The organism is Thioalkalivibrio sp. ALJ24 (assembly GCF_000377785.1).
Classification (GTDB): domain Bacteria; phylum Pseudomonadota; class Gammaproteobacteria; order Ectothiorhodospirales; family Ectothiorhodospiraceae; genus Thioalkalivibrio.
In genome coordinates this window covers 212650-233324 of sequence record NZ_KB898729.1, presented here as the reverse complement: position 1 = coordinate 233324, position 20675 = coordinate 212650, and the positions used below count along the sequence as shown (strand labels likewise).

The 20675-nt window shown below is 68.2% G+C and carries 18 protein-coding genes; 10 read left to right on the top strand and 8 right to left on the bottom strand.

All coding sequences use genetic code 11. The annotated features are described in order from the left end of the window. Together D571_RS0109820 and D571_RS0109815 are read left to right on the top strand one after the other, a co-directional pair. Positions 1–741 carry a 1-acyl-sn-glycerol-3-phosphate acyltransferase gene (locus D571_RS0109820; RefSeq protein ID WP_018936515.1) on the top strand — a complete coding sequence of 247 codons (741 nt, stop codon included), beginning with the start codon at positions 1–3 and terminating at the stop codon, positions 739–741. Between the two features lie 114 nt (positions 742–855). Then, the gene (locus tag D571_RS0109815; protein WP_018936514.1) at positions 856–1500 is read left to right on the top strand and encodes a hypothetical protein; all 645 of its coding nucleotides are present in this window, start codon (positions 856–858) and stop codon (positions 1498–1500) included. Positions 1501–1525: 25 nt separating this feature from the next. Here D571_RS0109815 and D571_RS0109810 read toward each other — a convergent pair whose 3' ends face one another. The 3 genes from D571_RS0109810 to D571_RS0109800 form a co-directional block, all read right to left on the bottom strand. After that, positions 1526–2527, bottom strand: a complete 1002-nt coding sequence (locus D571_RS0109810; RefSeq protein WP_026287759.1) for a PA2778 family cysteine peptidase — start codon at positions 2525–2527, stop codon at positions 1526–1528. A gap of 7 nt (positions 2528–2534) precedes the next feature. Further along, positions 2535–3017, bottom strand: coding sequence for a PA2779 family protein (locus tag D571_RS0109805; protein ID WP_026287758.1), 483 nt, complete (start codon positions 3015–3017; stop codon positions 2535–2537). Positions 3018–3110: 93 nt separating this feature from the next. Further along, complete coding sequence (locus tag D571_RS0109800) at positions 3111–4376, bottom strand: 6-phosphofructokinase (RefSeq protein WP_018936511.1); 1266 nt, start codon at positions 4374–4376, stop codon at positions 3111–3113. A 176-nt stretch (positions 4377–4552) separates the two neighbouring features. On the opposite strand from D571_RS0109800, the gene D571_RS0109795 reads away from it, so the two are divergent. Continuing rightward, positions 4553–5566 (top strand): class 1 fructose-bisphosphatase, encoded by a 1014-nt coding sequence (locus tag D571_RS0109795; RefSeq protein WP_018936510.1) that lies wholly within the window; start codon positions 4553–4555, stop codon positions 5564–5566. Between the two features lie 115 nt (positions 5567–5681). On the opposite strand, the gene D571_RS0109790 is transcribed toward D571_RS0109795, so the two are convergent. Both D571_RS0109790 and D571_RS0109785 read right to left on the bottom strand, forming a co-directional pair. Then, a complete protein-coding gene (locus D571_RS0109790) occupies positions 5682–6983 on the bottom strand; it encodes an acetyl-CoA carboxylase biotin carboxylase subunit family protein (RefSeq protein WP_018936509.1) in 1302 nt (433 codons plus the stop codon). Positions 6984–7022: 39 nt separating this feature from the next. After that, positions 7023–9038 (bottom strand): CocE/NonD family hydrolase, encoded by a 2016-nt coding sequence (locus tag D571_RS0109785; RefSeq protein WP_018936508.1) that lies wholly within the window; start codon positions 9036–9038, stop codon positions 7023–7025. Positions 9039–9345: 307 nt separating this feature from the next. Here D571_RS0109785 and D571_RS0109780 point away from each other — a divergent pair, with 307 nt between their 5' ends. Beyond that, positions 9346–10581 carry a YncE family protein gene (locus D571_RS0109780; protein ID WP_018936507.1) on the top strand — a complete coding sequence of 412 codons (1236 nt, stop codon included), beginning with the start codon at positions 9346–9348 and terminating at the stop codon, positions 10579–10581. Positions 10582–10683: 102 nt separating this feature from the next. On the opposite strand, the gene D571_RS0109775 is transcribed toward D571_RS0109780, so the two are convergent. Further along, positions 10684–12336, bottom strand: coding sequence for a sensor histidine kinase (locus tag D571_RS0109775; RefSeq protein ID WP_018936506.1), 1653 nt, complete (start codon positions 12334–12336; stop codon positions 10684–10686). 95 nt (positions 12337–12431) lie between these two features. Beyond that, entirely contained in the window at positions 12432–13388 is a 957-nt protein-coding gene (locus D571_RS0109770; protein WP_018936505.1) for a substrate-binding domain-containing protein, read from the bottom strand. 77 nt (positions 13389–13465) lie between these two features. Between D571_RS0109770 and D571_RS0109765 the strand changes: the two genes are divergently transcribed. Next, complete coding sequence (locus D571_RS0109765; protein WP_083916892.1) at positions 13466–14944, top strand: sigma-54 dependent transcriptional regulator; 1479 nt, start codon at positions 13466–13468, stop codon at positions 14942–14944. A gap of 23 nt (positions 14945–14967) precedes the next feature. Here D571_RS0109765 and D571_RS0109760 read toward each other — a convergent pair whose 3' ends face one another. Further along, positions 14968–15975 (bottom strand): 2-hydroxyacid dehydrogenase, encoded by a 1008-nt coding sequence (locus tag D571_RS0109760; RefSeq protein WP_018936503.1) that lies wholly within the window; start codon positions 15973–15975, stop codon positions 14968–14970. 158 nt (positions 15976–16133) lie between these two features. Here D571_RS0109760 and D571_RS0109755 point away from each other — a divergent pair, with 158 nt between their 5' ends. From D571_RS0109755 to D571_RS0109735, 5 genes are read left to right on the top strand one after another with little or no spacing between them, the layout of a single operon-like run. Next, positions 16134–17246, top strand: a complete 1113-nt coding sequence (locus D571_RS0109755; protein WP_018936502.1) for a sulfite reductase subunit A — start codon at positions 16134–16136, stop codon at positions 17244–17246. Then, the gene (locus D571_RS0109750) at positions 17243–17716 is read left to right on the top strand and encodes a cyclic nucleotide-binding domain-containing protein (protein WP_018936501.1); all 474 of its coding nucleotides are present in this window, start codon (positions 17243–17245) and stop codon (positions 17714–17716) included. The genes D571_RS0109755 and D571_RS0109750 overlap by 4 nt, the downstream gene beginning before the upstream one ends. Beyond that, positions 17706–18581, top strand: coding sequence for an FAD/NAD(P)-binding protein (locus tag D571_RS0109745; protein ID WP_018936500.1), 876 nt, complete (start codon positions 17706–17708; stop codon positions 18579–18581). The genes D571_RS0109750 and D571_RS0109745 overlap by 11 nt, the downstream gene beginning before the upstream one ends. Next, on the top strand, positions 18578–19372 hold the full coding sequence (locus D571_RS0109740; protein ID WP_018936499.1) for an oxidoreductase: 795 nt from the start codon (positions 18578–18580) through the stop codon (positions 19370–19372). The genes D571_RS0109745 and D571_RS0109740 overlap by 4 nt, the downstream gene beginning before the upstream one ends. After that, positions 19369–20667, top strand: coding sequence for a Ni/Fe hydrogenase subunit alpha (locus D571_RS0109735; protein WP_018936498.1), 1299 nt, complete (start codon positions 19369–19371; stop codon positions 20665–20667). Before D571_RS0109740 ends, D571_RS0109735 begins: the two co-directional genes overlap by 4 nt. Positions 20668–20675: the final 8 nt, after the last annotated feature.

The following is a 20675-nucleotide window of genomic DNA, read 5'->3' as shown; positions in this document are numbered from 1 at the left end:
ATGCTGTACCTGCGCTCACTGCTGTTTCACGTCGGGCTGATCAGCTCGTCGCTGATCTACGGCCTGATCGTGCCGTTGCTGATCTGGCCGCTGTCCCATGAGCAGCGCTACCGCATCCTGATCCAGTGGGGCCGCTTCAATATCTGGTGGCTGCGGGTCACCTGCGGGGTGCGCTACCGGGTACGTGGCCTGGAACATGTGGACACCTCGCGCCCCCACGTGGTGATGTCCAAGCATCAGTCGGCGTGGGAGACCCTCGCGTTCGTGTCGATCTTCCCGCGCCAGACCTGGGTGTTCAAACGCGAGCTGATGCGCATCCCGCTGTTCGGCTGGACCCTGGCCATGCTCAACCCGGTACCCATCGACCGCGGTGCCGGGCGCCAGGCCCTGGAGGGCCTGCTGCGGGAAGGCAAGAAGCGCCTGGACCAGGGGCTGTGGGTGATCGTGTTCCCCGAGGGCACGCGCGTGAATCCCGGGGAAAAGGGCCGTTATCGTCAGGGCGGCGCGCAGCTGGCCGCGCGCGGCGGATACCCGGTGCTGCCGGTGGCGCTGAACTCCGGTACCTACTGGCCACGGCGCGGGTTCCTGCGCTACCCCGGGACCATCGAGGTGTCGGTGGGGCCGCCGATCGAGACCCAGGGCCGTTCGGCCGCCGAGGTGCTGGCGCAGACCGAGGACTGGATCGAAAGCGAGATGAGGCAACTGGAAGCCCGCGACGAGGCCTCCCCGCGGAAGCCGTGATCCCGTGATCCGGCGGCCCGGCGATCCCCCGCCAGATTCCCGCCCAAATTGCGCACGGGGCCGGAAGCCCGCAACCTTCCCGACTACACCCCAGAGGAACCCGGAGACGCCCGCATGTCCGCTTCCCCCGGAACGATCGGTCCGGCACTGGTCGAACTGCGCGAACGCAACATCCACCGCGTCGGCCACAACGAGCCGGCGGTCTGGCTGATCGACGACCGCGAGATGGGCGGGATCCTGGTGAACGCCCCGCCGTTTTCGGATGCCCTGCTGCAGGAGCTGCGAGCGCTCACCGAGCCGCGCTGGCTGTTCCTGCCCAGCCACCGCGGCGCGCGCGACCTGGACGCCTGGCGCGAGGCCGGACTGGAGGTGCTGGCCTACGAGGCCGAGGCACCCGCGATCCGCGCCGCCGGCGGCACCGTGGATACCCCGTTCAACCGCAAGCAGCGCCTGTCGCGCACCATCGACTTCCTGCCGATGGGCGGCGTCACCGAGGGCACCTGCGCCCTGCGGATCAAGAACCTGCCGGGGGCGATCTTCTTCGGCCCCGCGCTGACCCCGGGCGAGGACGGTTGGCCGACCGTGATCCCGGAAGCCACCGACCATTCGGCCGAGGCGCGGCTGTTCGGCTCGCTGGGGATCAAGGACCTGAAATTCGCCTGGGCGTTCTGCGACCGTCACGATCCGGAGACCACGCAGATCGGCCCGGATGCGGACCAGCACATCCACGCGCGGGTGGAGGCCCTGTTCGAGGACTGACGCCGCGCCGAGCGGCGTACCCGGGTCAGTCGGCGCGCGGGCCCGCCGGGCAGTCCGGGACGGGGTCGCATGCCCCGCCGGACGGGGCCGCACGCTCCAGCGTCCGCAGCGTCGGGATGTACGGGGATTCCTCCTCGCCCCCTGTCAGCGCCACCGCGCAGGCGGCCGCCGCGCGGGCGGGTTCCGTGCAGTCACGCGCCAGGAGGACATGGGCGAGGTTATTCCAGGCCGCGTCCACCCCGGGGTCACGCTCGATCAGCTTGCGCAGCGCAGATTCGGCCGCCTCGGGATCATCCTGCGCCATGGCGACGTTGGCCAGACCGACATAGCCCACCGGCTGATCGGGCCATTGGTCGATCGCCGTGCGATAACCCGTGGCCGCGGTCTCCAGTGCGCCGATGACCTCGAGTTCGTTGACCGCGCGCAGCCAGTTCAGCGGCTCGGCGGTGGCCGGCAACTCGTCCGGCGCCACCGGGATGAAGGCCCAGCGCTCGCCGCGCGCCCAGGTCCGCTCGAAGCGGGCGAACTCGTTCACATGACGCTCGTGAGTACCGCTGCGCAGGATGATCTCGCCGGCGTCGAGGTCGTAGCCGATGACCACCGCGAAATGCCATTCCGGGAACATGGCGAGCCCGAGGTTCTGGAACACCACCACCGGGTGCCCGGCGGCCACCTCGCGCAGGATCGCCTCCAGATCCGGTTCCAGGCGATACGCCACCAGATCGCGCGCCCGCACCGCCGCGCGCATCTCGGCCTGCAGCGTGCCCTCCCGGGCGGGGATGTAGACCTCGTCGATCAGCCCTTCCAGCGACACGTCCAGGCCACGCCCCTCGAGCACCGTGGCCAGCGCAGCCGGGCCGCACTGGTACTCCTCCTGCGGATGGAACGGGGTGTCGCTCAGCTCGACGCGCGGTGGCAGATCCGGCAGGGCCCCGGGGTCACCCGCCAGGTCCCGGCTCTGAGGCGCGGTCGCACAGCCTGCCAGCAACGCCGCCAGCAGCAGTGCCGCGAGGCCCCGGAGGATCACGCCGGGATCACCGCTCGCCCGGCGGATGGACAAACGCGAAGATGTCGGTCACGCCCAGGGCGTCGGTGATGACGAACACCAGGAACACGATGGCGACCACGCCCAGGGCACCGCCGGCGGCCCCGGCCGGCTCGCTGTCCATGCGCGCCTCCAGCTCCGCCAGTTCCTCGTCGGTCAGCCGGGCCACACGCTCGCGCGCCTGCTCCGGATCCACGCCCATGGCGATCAGCTGTTCCTGCACCGAGGCCTCCTCGAGACGCTCCAGCAGCTCGGCCCGGGTGTCCTCGGCCTGCGCCTGGTCGATCATGGCGCGGGTACCCACCATCTGTCCCCCATCGTTACCGGACGCGGACGCCCCGTGGGCGGTTTCACCGGTTTCGGCCAGCGCGGAGGTCGCCGGCGACATCGCCAGACCCAGGGCACAACAACCGGCCAGCACACCGGATACGGAGGGGGTGCGACGGAAATGCAAAACGCTCGAAAACGACATGGCTGGCCTCCTCGAAGGCTCGGGCTGGGGATGGGTCTCTCTATCTTACGCCGGTGACGGTGCACGCCAAGCCCCGGATCCGACCCGCAGGACTCAGTCGTGATCCACGTCGAACGGCGGACAGCGTTTCGGCAGCAGTTCGCCCCGGATGCGCGGATATGCGGGCAGGCCATGCTCGAACGGCGGCTGGTCCTCGCCCTGGATCAGCGGGCGCAGGTAGTCACGCGCCTCCTGCGTGATCCCGTAGCCGTCCGGGGTGATCAGTTCGCGCGGCATGCCCTGCTCGATATCGGCCACGCTCTCCAGCGAGGTGCGCCCGATGCTCCAGCGATAGGGCTGGGTGGAATCGCGCCGGATGATCGGCATGAAGCTGTGCTCGCCGGCCACCACACCCTCCACCGCGGCGCGCCCGCAGGCGTAGGCCTGCTCCACGTCCACCTTCGACGCGATGTGGCGCGCGGCCCGCTGGATGTAGTCGACCACCGCCCAGTGCAGCTTGTGCCCGGTCTTTTCACGGATCAGTTCGGAAAGCCGCGGCGCGGCGCCACCCAGCTGGGTGTAGGCGTACACGTCGTGGCTCTGGGCCACCGAGAACAGGCTCCCGTCGGGGTTCTTCAGGCCCTCGGAAACCACCACCACGCAGTACCCGTGGCGCTCGATGGTGCGGTTGAGGTGATCCATGAAGTCCGCCTCGTCGAACGGCGTCTCGGCGAACAGGATCAGCATCGGCGGCTGGCCGTCGAACTCCTGGGCCAGCGCGGCGGCGGCCGCCAGCCAGCCAGCATGCCGCCCCATCACCTCGAGAATGAAGACCTTGGTCGAGCTGGTGTGCATGGACTCCACGTCCAGGCTGGCCTCGCGCACGGTGGTGGCGATGAACTTGGCTGCCGAACCGAAACCCGGACTGGAATCGGTGATCGCCAGGTCGTTGTCGATGGTCTTGGGCACGCCCACCGCGGTGATCGGGTAGCCCATGCGGTCACCCATCTTCGCGACCTTGAGGGCGGTATCCATGGAGCCGCCGCCCCCGTTGTAGAAGAAGTAGCCGATGTCGTGGGCGCGAAAGACCTCCACCAGGCGCTCGTACTGCTCGGGGTGGGTGTCCGGATCGCCCAGGTCGAAGCGGCAGGACCCGAACGCACCACCGGGGGTATGCTTCAGGGCCTGCAGCGTCAAAGGATCTTCGTGATCGAGATCGATCAGCTCCTCGCGCAGCGCGCCCAGGATCCCGTCGCGCGCGGCATAGATGCGCCCGAAATGGGCCGGGTGGCCACGCACGGCCTCGATCACCCCCCAGGCGCTGGCATTGATGACGGCGGTGACCCCGCCGGACTGGGCATACAAAGCGTTCTGCGGCATGCTTTTCTCCCCGGAATTCGCTGCATTCGGACGCGCATCGGCCCCCGCGTCGGCTTTTGCTACACTGTGCCGGTTAAGACACGGGCCGGGGTGGCGGGTTCGGCCACCCCCGCGGCGACCTTCGCCCCAAGAGTGCCCCGATGTCGCACGGACTCACAACCATCAGGATCGGCAATATGCATATCGGCACGACACTGACCAACTACATCATCGAAACCCAGCGCGGGATCCAGGGCGCCACCGGCGAGTTCACCGGCCTGCTCAACGACATCGCCACCGCCTGCAAGAAGATCTCGGCGCTGGTCGACAAGGGCGACCTGGTCGGCGTCCTCGGCTCGGCCGGCTCGGAGAACGTGCAGGGCGAGACCCAGAAGAAGCTGGACGTGATCACCAACGAGGTGTTCATCGAGGCGCTGTCGCACAACGGTCATGTCGCCGGCCTGGCCTCCGAGGAACTGGACGAGATCCTCGAACTGCCCAAGGACGCCCCACGCGGCCACTACCTGGTGCTGTTCGACCCGCTGGACGGCTCCTCCAACATCGACGTGAACGTCTCCGTCGGCACCATCTTCTCGATCCTGAAGGCACCGGAAGGCGTCGAGAACCCGAAGGCCGAGGATTTCCTGCAGCCCGGCACCACCCAGGTGGCCGCCGGTTACTGCCTGTACGGCCCGTCCACCATGATGGTGCTGACCACCGGCCAGGGCGTGAACATGTTCACCCTGGACAAGGACTTCGGCGAGTTCCTGCTGACCAAGGAAAAGGTCCACATCCCCGAGGACACCCAGGAGTTCGCCATCAACATGTCGAACATGCGCTTCTGGGAGGCCCCGATCAAGCGCTATGTCGACGAGTGCCTGGCCGGCAAGGAAGGCGCCCTGGGCAAGGACTACAACATGCGCTGGGTCGCCTCCATGGTCGCCGAGGTGCATCGCATCCTGTCGCGTGGCGGCATCTTCATGTACCCGCTGGACTCCAAGACCACCGCCAAGGGCCAGGAAGGCAAGCTGCGCCTGATGTACGAGGCCAACCCGATGAGCTACATCGTCGAGCAGGCCGGCGGTGCCTCCACCACCGGGCGCCAGCGCATCATGGAGGTCCCGCCGAAGGACATCCATCAGCGCGTGCCGGTGGTGCTGGGCGCGAAGAACGACGTGGAACGCGTAACCCGCTACCACAACGAGGGCTGATCGCGCCCCGGCGGGCCGCGACGGACTTCGCGGCCCGCCGACCCGACATTGCAGGGCCCGGCCCCTTCGGGGGACCGGGCCTTTTTCATGCGCCCCGCACGACCCCATGGTCGCGTCAGGTGATGACCGCCTCGGTGTCCTTCTCGATGTCGAACTGCAGAACCGCCAGGGCCTCGTCGTACTTGTCCAGCAGATCGACCCGGTCGCGCCCGCCGATGAACACGTTGGCGATCTCGAAGCTGTACATGTCCTGGCCCTGCAGGTCCTTGAGGTGCTGCCCCGGCTTCACCGGGATCTTGACCTCGGTGCCGGGCTGGCGGGTCTTCAGCCGGGTGATCGCCTCGGCGCTGGGGACGCGCCGCACCCACCCGCTCTCATGGGTACGGAACATGAAATGCGCGGCCACGTTGAACTGGCCGCGCCGTTCCATGGGCGCGGGCTTGCGCCCCAGAGCGAGGTCCACCATCACCGAGTGGTGGGAGACCCCGTGGACCTTCTCGAAGATGTCGGTGTGGGCCTGAGAGATGCGCGGATTGATCTCCAGCAGCCACACCTGATCGCCGGTCTGGTCGTAGAAGAACTCGGCGTTGAACGGCGAGTTGTCCAGGCCGATTTGCTGCACCGCCAGCCGCGCGAGGTCCATCATCCGGTGCTGGATCTCCAGCGGCAGGGACGAGGGGTACTCGTAGCGCGAGAACGAGGAGCTGTCCTGCTCGCGCACCGAGTCGACCACGCCATAGATATGCACGCGGCCGTTGTGACTGTAGCCCTCCAGGGTGCACTGCCATCCGCCGATCGGCGACTCGGCGACGAAGCTCTCGGGCATCTCGGCGATCTCCGGCGGCGCGCCGGAGCGCTGCATCAGCCAGGCGAAGGGTCCGCCGATGAAGCTGCCTTTCTCGCGGCAGATCGACATCACCGAGCGGAACTGGCGCTCGTCGTTGATCTGGAAGGCGAGGAACGAGCGGAACGATTTGATCGGCTTGATCCAGAACGGCGGCAGCATGTCGAGCTTCGACCAGGCCTCATCGTCGTGCGGGTCGAAGGCCTGGAAGCGCGGGATGTGCTCGGGGATCACCTTGCGCTGCTCGAGCCGGCTCCAGTACTTGTTCTCGCACTTGAGCACCGCCTCCAGCGAGGGGCCGGGCACGCCGAAGCGCTCGGCCAGCAGCGGCACCATCACCGTCCCGGGGAAATCGTAGAAGCTCACGATGGCGTCCACCCCCACCCCGGCCTGTTCGATGCGCGAGGCCGCGCGCTCGATCAGCTCCTCCAGGTCGAAGGCATCGACATTGCGGATGTCCTCGAAATCCAGGGCCGCGTGGAACTCGCATTCGGCCGCCTGGGGCAGGCGTTCCAGCTTGGCCCGGTTGAAGGCATCCATGCCCACTACGAAGACGTGTTTCTTGTCGCTCATGCCGCTCCTCCCGGTGTCCCGGTTCAGCAGGTTTCAGGTTCAGACGTGGTCGCGCGGGATGCTTTCGTCCCAGCTGTGCGCGTAGATCCGCACGTCGCCGTCGTAGGCATCCAGGGTGGCCCGGATCTGAAAGGTGTCGCGGGTGGAGGTCAGCACCGTGCGGGTGACCGTGCGCGCCGACCAGTCGCCGCGGCGGAAATGCCGGGTCTGCACCACCTCGCCCCGCACGGTGTCGTAGGACTCGCTGCGGTAGCTGTAGCGTTCGTGCACCTCCCGGCCAAAGGTCAGGTCATTGTCATGCAGCTGCAGCACGGGGTCGTTGTTGATCACGTTCAGGGCGACCTCATTGGTCGCCAGGTTATGCTCGGTCTTCCATTCCCGGTGGGCCGGGGCCAGCAGGGTATGCCCCGGGGTGGGGGCATGCCGCGGCTCGCCAAGATCCCTCGGGACGGGGGTGTCGGCGCCAACCCGGCGTTCCGGCAGATGCAGGCAGCAACCTTCCAGATGCAGGGTCAGACGTGCGGGTTCCGGTGCCGGCCACGCCAGCGGCCAGTAGGAACTGGAGATTGACAGGCGAATCCGATGACCGCGGCGAAACCGCTGGGCCACCTCGTTCAGCCGGAAGCGGACACGGTAGCGCCGCCCGGGCTCCAGCGGCTGCGGCTCCTCGTGCCCGTCGCGATGCGTCAGATTGCGGATGCCGAAGGTGACGCGGGTGGCCCGGTCCTCGGGGTCCACATCGGACAGGCGCGCGGCGACCTGCGCCACCGGACGATCGGCCTCGATCTCCAGTTCGAGTTCGGTATCGCCCAGCAGGTCGAAGTCTTCGTCCAGCGGATCGGTCTCGAACACCAGTGCGCCGCCATCTTCCAGGCGCTGATCCGAAGGCAGGTCGGTGGTCTCGGCGTAGGAACACCACTTGCCGGCGAACAGTCCCACGCTCAGCGGACTGCGGATGGTCAGGGTTTCCGCTTCGTCGGTGCGTTCGCCGCCGGCGACCAGGCGCCCCCGGGCCAGACCGAATTCGTGGTAGTGGATGTTGGGGCTGGGCCAGCACTGCTCGGCGATCCACTCACCGGTGATCTCCGGGACCAGCGGGCTGCGCGCGTCGTGCAGCCACAGCCGTGCCATCGGATCGGCGTCCACGCCGCGGTCGATGCCCTTGAGCCAATGGTCCCACCAGCGCACGCATTCACCGAGGAAGTCGATGGTCGGCCCGGGCCCGCCCATGTGCGGATACTTGTGGCCCCAGGGCCCCACCAGCCCGGCGCGCGGCACCTGCAGGTGCTCGAGCAGGCGGAACACCGTATTGGAGTAGCCGTCGGCCCAGCCGCTGACCGCCATCACCGGGACCTGGATCGCGCTGTAGTCCTCGCACACCGAGGCATGGCGCCAGTAGTCGTCGCGGCGCTGGTGCTCCAGCCAGTTGCGGATCCACAGGCCGGACCCCTCCAGCCGCTCGAGCCACATCTCGCGCCAGCGATCCTCCCCGACCACCCGCGGGTCCGGCGGGCAGGAGTTGAAACCGAACATGGTCGAGGCCCATGAGAGGTTGTCGGTCAGCAGGCAGCCGCCCATGTAGTGCACGTCGTCGGCATAGCGGTCATCCGACGAACATACCGAGATCACCGCCCCCAGCTCCGGCGGCTGCAGGGCCGCCAGCTGCAGCCCGTTGAAACCGCCCCAGGACAGCCCGAACAGCCCGACCCTGCCGGAACACCAGGGTTGCTGCGCGATCCAGCGGATCACCTCGAGGCCGTCCTCGAGTTCCTGCTGCAGGTATTCGTCGCGCAGCACGCCCTCCGAGTCGCCGCTGCCGCGCAGATCCACGCGCACCCCGGCGTATCCATGCGCGGCGAAGAACCCGTGCACCTCCGCATCACGCAGGGCCTTGTGGTCGTTCTTGCGGTAGGGGATGTACTCGAGGATCGCCGGCACCGGGTTGTGCTCGGCGTCCTCCGGCAGCCAGATGCGGGCGGCCAGACGGCAGCCGTCGCTCAGGGTGATCCAGGTGTTCTCGATAACCCGAACGCCCGAGGTCGCAGTGGTAGTCATGGGTCGCCGATTACTCCCTTGCCGGTTGTCTGCCATTCGCTGGCGGAGCCACTGAAAGGCCGGATACATCTGCCCTTATGGCGATTCCGGCCGGCGTTTTCAAGTACGGACGTGAACCGGAGACAAGGACAAGAAACGAGCCCCAAGTGGGGCATTTTGCCCCTGTGGTGTCGGGCACAACAGGGCAAAATGCCCCACATTCACCTTCAAGTATCTGTTTTTACGTTGGTGCGATCCTTGCATCCCGACTGGATGAAGCTCCGCGCTTCAACCACCCGAGAAAAAAGCAGGACGGAGGTCCAACACAATGCGCAAGAATCCGATCAATCAAGCGGTGACCGGCATGCTCGCCGGAGCCGCGGCACTCGCCATGGTCCCCCTCGCCAGTGCCAGCGCCGACCCGGTGTGGCCGGACGAGGTCATCCACCTGCACGCCGAGGGCGAAGCCAACATCGTGGATACCCGAAGCGACGAACTCGTGGCCAGCCTGAACACCTGCGCCGGGGGCACCCTGGGCAGCACCACGCCGGACGCCAGCCAGGTGTATGTCAGCTGCGCCGGTGAAGGCGAAACGGACGTGGTGGCGATCGACCTCGAAAACTACGAGGTGACCGACCGGATCGCCACGGGGAACCGGCCCAAACACGGCCTGGTGAGCCCCGACGGGGAAATGGTGGGCGTCGACCACTGGGCCCTCAGCGACGGCAAGCTGCGGGTCACCTTCATCGACACCGCGAGCAACGAGATCACCCAAAAGCTCGACATCGACGTCCGCGGCGAGCCGGATGGAGTGACCTCGATGCATAACGCCTGGACCGACGACAGCCGCTACTTCTTCACCATGGACCGGGTGGACAACCGGATGGTCGTGGTCGATACGCAGGACTGGAGCACCGAGAAGGTCGATTCGCCCACCTCACCCCATTACGCCGTACCGAGCCCGAATGGTGACGAACTCTGGCTGGTACACGAAGGGGATGACCACAAAGGCCCCGGCGTGGTGGTCCTGGACATGACCCGGGATGGCTTCCCGGAAATCGACCGGCTCACCATGCCGCTGACCGGTGAGGAGGTCGAAGAGGCCCATCACGGCAACTTCACCCAGGATGGCAGCATGTTCATGGTCCTGAACCGTGGACCGGGCGGGGATGCCCGCGGCCGCGAGGTGGCGTTCTTCGACGCCGAGAGCAAGGAACTCGTGGACCGGATCACCACCGCCAGCAACGGGGTCGGGCATTCCTACAACAGTCCGGATGGCCAGCACGTGGTGGTGACCAACTACGGCAACAACGTGATCACCATCATCGATCTGGAGAAGATGAAGCCGGTGGCCGACCTGACCATCGGTGAAGGGCGCATGGGCCATGTGGCCTTCACCGAGGACGGCCGCTACGGCTACGTCTCCAACGCCGGCGACGGCAATCTGCACAAGGTCGACATGGAAAGCTACGAAGTGGTCGACGAGATCGAGACCGGCGGCCGCGAGGGCGGTGGACAGGTCCTGAACGTCTGGACCAACGTCTTCGAGGAACTGCCGCGGTAAGCTGCCGGACACCGGTCACGCTTACCAGGGTCAGGGCGTCGAAACCCCGGTTTCGGCGCCCTTTTTCATTGTCCGGAGCAGGCCACTCCCACCGCAAGCCGGTCAGCCGGTACCGTCAGGCTCCTCCGCTATCCCCCTCGCCTGGCGCAGGGGCAGCCGGATCCGCACCCGGCCACCGGGGCCCTGCCCCAGCTCGATATCGCCGTCGTGCGCCCGTACCACCCGAAGCACGCTGGCCAGGCCCAGCCCGGTCCCGTCCCGCCTGGTCGTGAAGAACGGCTCGAAGACCTGCCCCAGTTCACTTGCGGCAAATCCCGGTCCGTCGTCGAGGATCTCGATGTGGCAATCCCCGCCCACCACACCGAGCCGCACCTCCACCGAACCCTCCGGGGCCGCCTGGGCGGCGTTGTCGATCAGATTGTCCAGCATCTGCTCGACCAGAATCGGGTCGAGCTCCGGTTCGGGGAGATCCTCGCCCGTCGCGGGCTCGAGCCGGATCGGGATCTGCCAGCGCCGGGACTGCCGGCTCACCACGCCGGCGAGCAGGGCATGCAGATCAACCCGCTGGATCCGCGGGGTCACCGGCCGACCGTACTCCAGGAGTTCCTGCACGGTCCGGGAACAGCGTTGGCAGTGATGGTCGATCATGTTCACCATCTCGCGCTGCTGATCGGCCAGGGTGGCGTCCCGCTGCAGGTTGGCGGCCACGCTGCTGATCACGGTCAGCGGATTGTTGATGTCATGCGCCACCCGCGCCGCCACGCGTCCGATCGCGGAGAGCTGCTCCTCGTGCTGCAACCGGCGCTCCACGTCACGCAGCCGCGCCAGGTCGCGGGACATGTCGTTGAAGGCCTGAACCAGGCGGGAGAGCTCGCCGGCCCCGGAAGGCTGCGGCGCCTGGTAGCCGAATTCACCACGCGCGATATGCCCCAGGTGCTCCACCACTGTATCCACCGGGCGCAGCTGGATGCGCAGCACCACAACCAGCGCGATGGCCAGCAACAGGGCCGCAACCGCCAGGGTGATCGTCAGCAGGGCCTTCACGTCATCCAGCGCCCGCGCCACCGTATCCGGCGCCATCACATCCAGCGCGGCCCGCGAGGGATCGGAGTCGTCGGTGAGAGGAATGCGCCGGACCCCGGCGCCGGCCTGCTCGCCGTCGGCACGTTCGATACGGGCAGAATGCGTGTCGCGCAACGACGCCACCAGTTCATCCAGCGGGGTGGCCGTGACCAGCCAGGCGATGTCCACGTTGTTGTGCTCGATCGCCTGACGGGCCACCAGCCAGAAGCCCCCGTCCTCGAAGGTCACGAAGGCCTCCCGTCCGTCGCCCGCCGGGTTGAAGGCCATGGTATCCCCCGACGAGCGGCTGGAAGCCACCTTGCGTTCGTCGCTGGCGGCCCACAGGGACACCTGCTCCAGCTCGAACGCCTCGGCCTGGCGACGCACGGCCGCCTCGGGATGATGCTGCTCGCCCTCGAGGTAGAGGTGGTAATAGGTACTGTTGATCAGGTCGGCATCGCGGACCAGGAGTTCGGTCAGACGGGACTGGCGCCGGAGCTCCTCGCGGATGCGTTCATCCACCTGCTCGGCCAGTCGGTCCATGCGTTCGTGGTGCAGGTCGTCGAACTGCCGGCTGACCACCTGATCGATCCCCAGAAACAGGGCGCTGTGGATGATCACGGTGACCGCGACCACACCGAGGATTACACGGATCAGCAGGGATCGGCCGCCGGAGGCAATCGGTTCAGCCATGGTATCGCTCGTTGTCCGGGTACGGTCGAATCCGCCCGTCCGGGGTGGCGCGCGGAGCCGCGTGGCCCCGCACGTGGCCCCGATTCCTCGACCCGTCAGATCGTGCGCGGATGCCGATATCCGGCCTCTTCTGCGGAAACGGGGACCAGCCGCCGCGCGATGACCGCCTGCCCGGCGGGGCTGTAGAGATAATCGAAAAACGGCCGCATCACCGCTTCCTGCCACCGGTCGGTGACCAGCAGGAGAGGACCGTGAAGGGGGTACTCGCCCGACCGGACCGCCTCCGCGGTTGGCTGCACGCCGTCAATCTCCAGGGTACGCAGTTCCCCCCGTTTGACCCGTTCGGCGGCGAACACCCAGCTCACCACACCGATCGAGGACTCGAACCGCGCCAGCGAATCGGTCAGACGCTCATCGGTGTCGATGCTCATGCCTCGGGGCGACCAGTCCTGCGCATTGTCGAACAGGACATCGCGGACCGGCTCGCGGTAGTCCGGACAGTGATCCCGGTAGAGCACCGCGATCGGCCGATCCGGCCCGCCCACGTCCGACCAGCGACGGATGCGGCCCGCCATCACCGCCTGCAACTCGTCCATCGACAGGCCGTCGACGCCTACCTCGGGATGGGTCACCACGACTTTGATGTCGCGGGCCACCGGCATCTGGTGGAAGTCCCGCGCCCGGGTCTCCTCGGGCGGGCAGCAGAGCCCGCCCAGATGCGCGGTGCGCTGCTGCACCGCACCGATACCGTCATCGCATCCGCCGCCATAGACCACGAAAGGCCGGCCGGTGTCCTCCTCGTAACTCGCGGCCAGATCACGGAAGGCGCCGTAGGTCAGCAGGTGCGTGCCTTGATAGACCAGTTTCTGGTCGGTCCGGTGGTCGACCGGACGGGCCGCGCCCTCCGACCCGGCACAGTTGCAGCCGCCCTGCGCCACGTCTGCCTGCCAGTCCGCGGACCCGCCATTCAGCGCCCGCGCGGCCCCGTGCCCCAGCAGCGACCCCAGCGCCGCCGTGGCCACGGCATTGCGGATGAACATGCGACGGTTCATGCATACACTCTCGTGAACACGCATGATCGTTTTACACCGCCCGCCGGCCGTGCGTCCAACCCGAACCGGGACCCCCGATGTCCGAAAACCGCGCATTGCAACCCGCTACGGAACGACCGATCCAGCTGCCGGTCGGCGGCCCCGAAGACGCGGAAAGACCGGTTCGCGTCCTGGTACTCGAGGACGAGCCGGATGTAGCACGCATGCTGAGCTGGGCCATCAAGGCCTGCGGGAGCTACGAGGTGACGCAGACCACCGACGCGTCCGCCCTCGAATCTTCGCTGGACGAGGTGCAGCCGGACCTGGTCCTGACCGACCTGATGATGCCGGGACGCGACGGTTTCGACGTCATTCAGACCGTCAAGCAGCGCGACCCGGACCTCCCGGTGGTGGTGATCAGCGCCTACGCGAGCCTCGAGAATGCAGTCGAGGCGGTGCGCATGGGCGCCTTCGATTTTCTGCCCAAGCCTTTCCGCCCCGAGAACATCGAGCTGATGCTGGCCAAGGTCCAGCGGACCCACGACCTGCGACTGCGCGCCGATCGCGCCACCCGGTCCGCCCAGTCCTGCGATCCCTGTCTGAACGCCCTGCGTGGGTCCAGCCCGATCATGCAGCGTCTGCGCGAATGGATCCTCAAGGTTCGTGACACCCGGGCCAGCGTCGTGATCGAAGGCGAGAGCGGGACCGGCAAGGAACTGGTGGCGCAGGCCCTGCACGCCGGGCAGGGGCCCTTTGTCGCGATCAATGTCGCTGCGATCCCCGCGGAGCTCGCCGAGGCGGAGCTGTTCGGGTATCGCCGCGGAGCGTTTACCGGGGCCGACCACGACCATCCGGGGCTGCTGGTCGAGGCCTCCGGAGGCGTCCTGTTCCTGGACGAGATCAACGCCATGCCGCTCGGCCTGCAGGCCAAGCTGCTGCGCACCCTGCAGAACCGCAGCGTGCGCGCGCTCGGATCCACCGAAGACCGGCCGCTGGATTTCCGTCTGGTGACCGCCACCAACCAGCCGCTGGAACAGGCAGTCGAAGAAGGCACGTTCCGGCGAGACCTGTTCCACCGGATCAACGTCCTGAGCGTCGAGCTGCCTCCGCTGCGTGACCGCAAGGAAGACATCCCGGAACTCGCCGAATCCTTCGTCCGGCACTATGCCCGCACGCACGGGCGGTCGCTGGTCCGGCGGCTGGAGCCGGAGGCGATCAGCGCGCTGCTGGGCTACGCGTGGCCGGGCAACGTGCGGGAGCTGGAGAACTTCATCGAGCAGGCCGTGATCCTCTGTCCGGACGGCGTGTCCAGCCTGCCCCTGGATGTCTTTCCCGACGCCGTCGGCGGCGGAGGCTGGCGCGCCAGTGCCGAAGAGGACCTGTCCGCTCCCGGGGCCGGCGGTGCCACCCTGGCCGCGGTTGAGCGACGCTACATCGAAGCCGTCCTGCAGGACACCGGCAACAACAAGGCCCGGGCTGCGCGAATCCTCGGGATCGACTACAAGACGCTGCTACGCAAGCTCGCTGCCTGGAAGGAGGACCCGCCCGCATCCCCCCAGGGTGACCCGACCCGATAACCCCCTGTCGCCGACCAGAACCGTCACGCCAGGCGGCCGGGCAGTTCCTCGTTGCCCTCCGGGTCGCGCGCCAGCACCTGCAGGTTGTGCACGGTGGTCTCGGCGATGCCGGTCAGCCCCTCGTGGGTCAGAAATGCCTGGTGACCGGTCACCAGCACGTTGTCGCGACGGGTCAGACGTACCAGGCGGGCATCGGGCACACCGCCCGGGGTGCCGGTCCAGTCGCGGAAGAACACCGGGCCTTCGTCTTCGTAGACATCCAGGCCCGCCGCCCCGAGCTGGCCGGAATCCAGCGCGGCCTCCACCGCGTCGGTGTCCACCAGCGCCCCGCGGGCGGTGTTGATCAGGATGGCCCCGCGCGGCATGCGTGCCAGCGTGTCGGCGTTGATCATGTGGCGGTTGTCGCGTGTCAGAGGGCACATCAGGCAGACCACGTCGGAGGCCGCCAGCAGTTCGTCCAGCTCGGTGTAGGTGACCCCGGCGGCCTGCAGTTCCGGATTCGGGTACGGATCCATCGCGCGTACCCGTGCCCCGAAGCCGAGCATGATGCGGGCGAAGGCCACGCCGATCTTGCCGGTGCCGACGACCCCCACGTTGCGTTGCGCCACGTCGAAGCCAACCAGGTTGTTCAGCCGGAAATCGCCCCGCCGGGTACGCTTCCAGGCGAAGTGGGTGTGTCGGTTCAGGGTCATCAGCAGCGCGACCGCGTGCTCGGCGATGGCATGGGGCGAATACGCCGGGACCCGGGCCACGCGCATGCCGATGCGGCGCGCGTGTTCGTCATCCAGGTTGTTGTGGCCCGAGCAGCGCAGGGTCACCACGTGGATGCCATGGCGTTGCAGCCCGTCCAGAGTGGCCGCACACAGGTCGTCGTTGGTGAAGGCGCAGACCGCATCCGCACCGGCCGCGTCGCCCACCGTCTCCGGGGTCAGGCGGCGCTCGTCCAGTACCGGCTCCATGCCGGCCTCGCGCAGCATCGGCACCAGATGCTCCTGATCGTGTTGCTGGGCACTGAATACCGCGACCTTCATCCATTTCCTCCGGTGGCTGGCCCGGGTCGGGCCCTGGCTGATGACCTACAGCTTCGCACGACCGGGGCCCCGGATGCGCGTCGGGGCTGCCGGGGGTTGGCCCCGCAGGGGATTCTGGCGCAATATGGAAACCATCCCATCGGGAACGGGAGCACCCCGTGGAAGTGATCACACCCCAGGCCGTGGATACGCTGATCCGCCTGCTGGCCTCTGATGGCTACGAGGTGGTGGGTCCGACACGGCGCGACGGCGCGATCGTCTACGACCGGGTGCACGGTCTCGACGACCTGCCGGCGGGCTGGACCGACGAACACGCCCCCGGCCACTACCGCCTGCGCGAGCGTGACGACGCGGCCCTGTTCGGCTACGTGGTCGGGCCGCACTCCTGGAAGAAATACCTGTTTCCCCCGCAGGAGACCCTGTTCCGGCTGACCCGCCAGGCGGACGGCAGCTTCACCACCGAACCGGGTGAATCCGACGCCCCGCCGCGCGCGTTCATTGGCATGCGTTCCTGCGAGCTGGCGGCGATCGGCGTGCAGGACCGGGTGTTCCTGGGCCAGGCGGTGCAGGACCGCGGCTATGCGGCGCGGCGCCGGGACGTGTTCATGGTGGCGGCCCACTGCGCCGAGCCCGGCGGCACCTGCTTCTGTGCCTCGATGGATACCGGACCGCGCGCCCGCGGGGGCTTCGACCTGGCCCTGACCGAGGTGATCGATGCCACGCAGCACTTCCTGGTCGCCGAGGCCGGGAGCGACGCCGGGCGCGCGATGCTGGACCGGCTGAAGCCGCGCCCGGCCACGGACGCCGAGCAGGCCGCCGCCGAACGCGTATGGGCCGAGGCCCCGGAAAAGATGGGGCGACAGATGCCCGCCGACGCCCGCGAGGTGCTGAACCGGGCCTTCGAGCACCCGCACTGGGAGGAGACCGCCGAGCGCTGCCTGTCCTGCTCCAACTGCACGCTGGTCTGCCCCACCTGCTTCTGCTCGCAGGTCGAAGAGGTCCCGGATCTGGAAGGCCAGCGCACCGAGCGCGTGCGGCGCTGGGACTCCTGCTTCAACCAGGAACACTCGCATCTGGTCGGCGGTGCCCACCGCGACTCGGTGGCCGCACGCTACCGCCAGTGGATCACCCACAAGCTGGCCACCTGGCACGACCAGTTCGGCACCTCCGGCTGTGTCGGCTGCGGACGCTGCATCACCTGGTGTCCGGTGGGGATCGACATCACCGAGGAGGTCACCGCGGTGCGCCGCGATCCGGAGGGCCGGGCATGAACGAACTCCTGGCGATCCTCGAAGACCAGCCGTTCTTCGCCGACATGGAGCCGGAGCACCGGCGCCTGCTGGCGGCCTGCGCCGCGAAGAACGGTTACCCGGCCGGCACGCGGCTGATGCGCGACCACGAGCCGGCGGAAACCTTCTGGCTGATCCGCGAGGGCCAGGTCGCGCTGGAGAGCCCGCTGCGTGAAGGCTGCGTGACCTTCCAGACCCTGGGGCCCGGCGACATCCTCGGCTGGTCGTGGCTGCTGCCGCCGTATCGTGCCAGTTACGACGCCCGCGCCCTGACCGATCTGCACACCCTGCGCTTCGACGCCGGCGTGCTGCGCGAACACATGGAGGCCGACCCGGCGTTCGGCTACATGCTGATGAAACACTTCTCCGCGCTGATCGTGCAGCGGCTGCAGGCCGCGCGATTGCAGGCGCTGGACATCTACAGCCACGGAGGGCCCGGGCATGGCACCTGAGACCCTGCAGCCCCGCGCCGACAGCGCCCTGCCGGAACAGGCGATGGCGCCGCAGCCCTGGCGTATCCATTCGGTGCGCCCGGACGTCGCCAGCAACGAGGTGTTCAGCTGGACGCTGTATCCCGAGCCGGGCGTGGAGCCGGGGCCACCGCCGGCGCCCGGGCAGTTCAACATGCTCTACCTGTTCGGCGTGGGCGAGGTACCGATCTCGGTGTCCGCGATCACCGCGGATGGCGGCATCGTGCACACCACCCGCGCGGTGGGCAGCGTCACCCGCACGATGCAGGACCTGGGACCCGGCGCGGTGGTCGGCCTGCGCGGCCCGTTCGGTACCGCCTGGCCGGTGGAGCAGGCCCGGGGCCGCGATCTGGTGCTGGTCGCCGGCGGCATCGGTCTGGCCCCGCTGCGGCCGGTGATCCATGCGGCGCTGGAACGGCGCGACGACTTCGGCCATGTGGTGGTCTGTTACGGCGCGCGCTCGCCCGGTGACATGATCTTTCGTGACGAGCTGGAGGCCTGGGGCGCGCGCGACGATCTCGATCTGCGCATCACCGTAGACCGCGGCACGGCCGCATGGCGCGGCGATGTCGGCGTGGTCACCCAGCTGATCGACCGCGGCGGCTTCGACCGGCGCAACACGCTGGCGATGGTCTGCGGCCCGGAGGTGATGATGCGCTTCGCCGCCTCCTCGCTGGAGCGGCGCGGGCTGAAGCCGGAAGACATCTTTGTTTCCATGGAGCGCAACATGCGCTGCGCGGTGGGCTTTTGCGGGCACTGCCAGATCGGGGCGCATTTCGTCTGCCGCGACGGCCCGGTCTTCCCCTACCCGGTGATGGAGCCGGCCTTCCGGATACGCGAACTATGAGTACCGAACGTCCGACCCTCGCCGTATTCAAGTTCGCCTCCTGCGACGGCTGCCAGCTCTCGCTGCTCGACTGCGAGGACGAGCTGCTGGCGGTAACCGACCGGGTGCAGATCGCGCACTTCCCCGAGGCCACCCGCAACCGCATCGAGGGACCCTGGGACCTGACGCTGGTGGAGGGCTCGATCACCACGCCGGAGGCGGCCGAAGAGATCCGCGAGATCCGCCGCGCGTCGAAGTTCCTGGTGACCATCGGCGCCTGCGCCACCACCGGCGGCATCCAGGCCCTGCGTAATTTCGCGGACGTCGAGGAATTCACCCGCCAGGTCTACGCCCACCCGGAATACATCGAGACCCTGGCCACCTCGGATGCGATCAGCCAGCACGTGCCGGTGGACTTCGAACTGCGCGGCTGCCCGATCGACAAATACCAGCTGATCGAGGTCATCAGTGCCTTCCTCTACGGTCGGCGTCCGCAGGTCTCCAGCGCCAGCGTCTGCGAGGAGTGCAAACGGGCGGGACAGGTCTGCGTGATGGTCGCCCACGGCACGCCCTGCCTGGGCCCGGTCACCCACGCCGGCTGCGGCGCGCTGTGCCCCGGCTGCCACCGCGGCTGCTACGGCTGCTTCGGCCCCAAGGAGACCCCCAACGCGCCCGGTCTGTCCGGGCAGCTGGAGGCCCTCGGCATGGAGCGCGCCACCCGCGTGCGCTTCTACCGCACCTTCAATGCCGGCGCCGACGCCTTCCGCGAGGAGAGCGAACGCCAGGAACGGGAAACAGGATCGCAGTCATGAGCGAGACCCGCACCATCGAAGTCGACTACCTCGCGCGCGTGGAGGGCGAGGGCGCGATGTACGTGCGCACCGAGGGTGACCGCGTGGAGGAGGTGAAGCTGTCGATCTTCGAGGCGCCGCGCTTCTTCGAGGGCTTCCTGCGCGGGCGCGACTTCCGCGAGGCCCCGGACATCACCGCGCGCATCTGCGGCATCTGCCCGATCGCCTACCAGATGGGCGCTTCGCTGGCGATGGAGGACGTCTGCCGCGTGACCGTGGACGGCGTGCTGCAGGACCTGCGCCGGCTGGCCTACTGCGGCGAATGGATCGAGAGCCACGCCCTGCACGTGTTCATGCTCCACCTGCCGGACTTCCTCGGCTATCCCGACGCGGTCACCGCCGCGAAGGACCACCCGGACATGGTGCGCAACGGCCTGCGCATCAAGAAGATCGGCAACGCCATCCTGCGGCTTCTGGGCGGGCGCGAGATCCACCCGGTCAACCTGCGGGTCGGCGGCTTCTACCGCACGCCGACGCCTGCCGAGGTCGCCGGGCTGCGCGAGGAGCTGGCCTGGGGCCTGGAGGCGTCCTGCGAGGTCGCCGAGTTCCTCGCCACCCTCGACTACCCGAACCTGGAACGCGACTACGAGTTCGTGTCGCTGGTGCACCCGGACGAATACCCGATCACCCACGGCCGCCTCGGCTCCGGCAGCGGTCTGGACGCCGCCATCCGCGACTACGACGACGTCTTCACCGAGGAGCACGTGGCCCACTCCAACGCCCTGCACAGCCACCGCTCCGACAGCGGCGAACCGGTGTTCATGGGTCCGCTGGCGCGCTTCGCGCTGAACCGCGAACGCCTCACCCCGCGCGCCGCCGAGCTGGCCGAGCGCGCCGGTCTGGGCGCGGCCTGCCGCAACCCGTTCCGCAGCATCCAGGTGCGCATGATCGAGATCGTGCTCGCCTTCGAGGAGGCCCTGCGCCTGGTCGACGGCTACCGGGCGGCACCGACCGAACCCGCGCTGCCGGTCACCCCGCGCGCCGGCACCGGCTTCGGCGCCACCGAGGCCCCGCGCGGCATCTGCTACCACCGCTACAGCATCGACGACGCAGGCCTGATCACCGACGCGAAGATCGTCCCGCCCACCTCGGTCAACCAGCCCACCATCGAGGCCGACCTGCGCGAACTGGTGCAGACCCACCTCGACCTGCCGGACGACGAACTGCGCCACCACTGCGAGGTCGCCATCCGCAACTACGACCCCTGCATCTCCTGCGCCACCCACTTCCTCGACCTCACCGTCGACCGCCAGTGAGCGCAGGC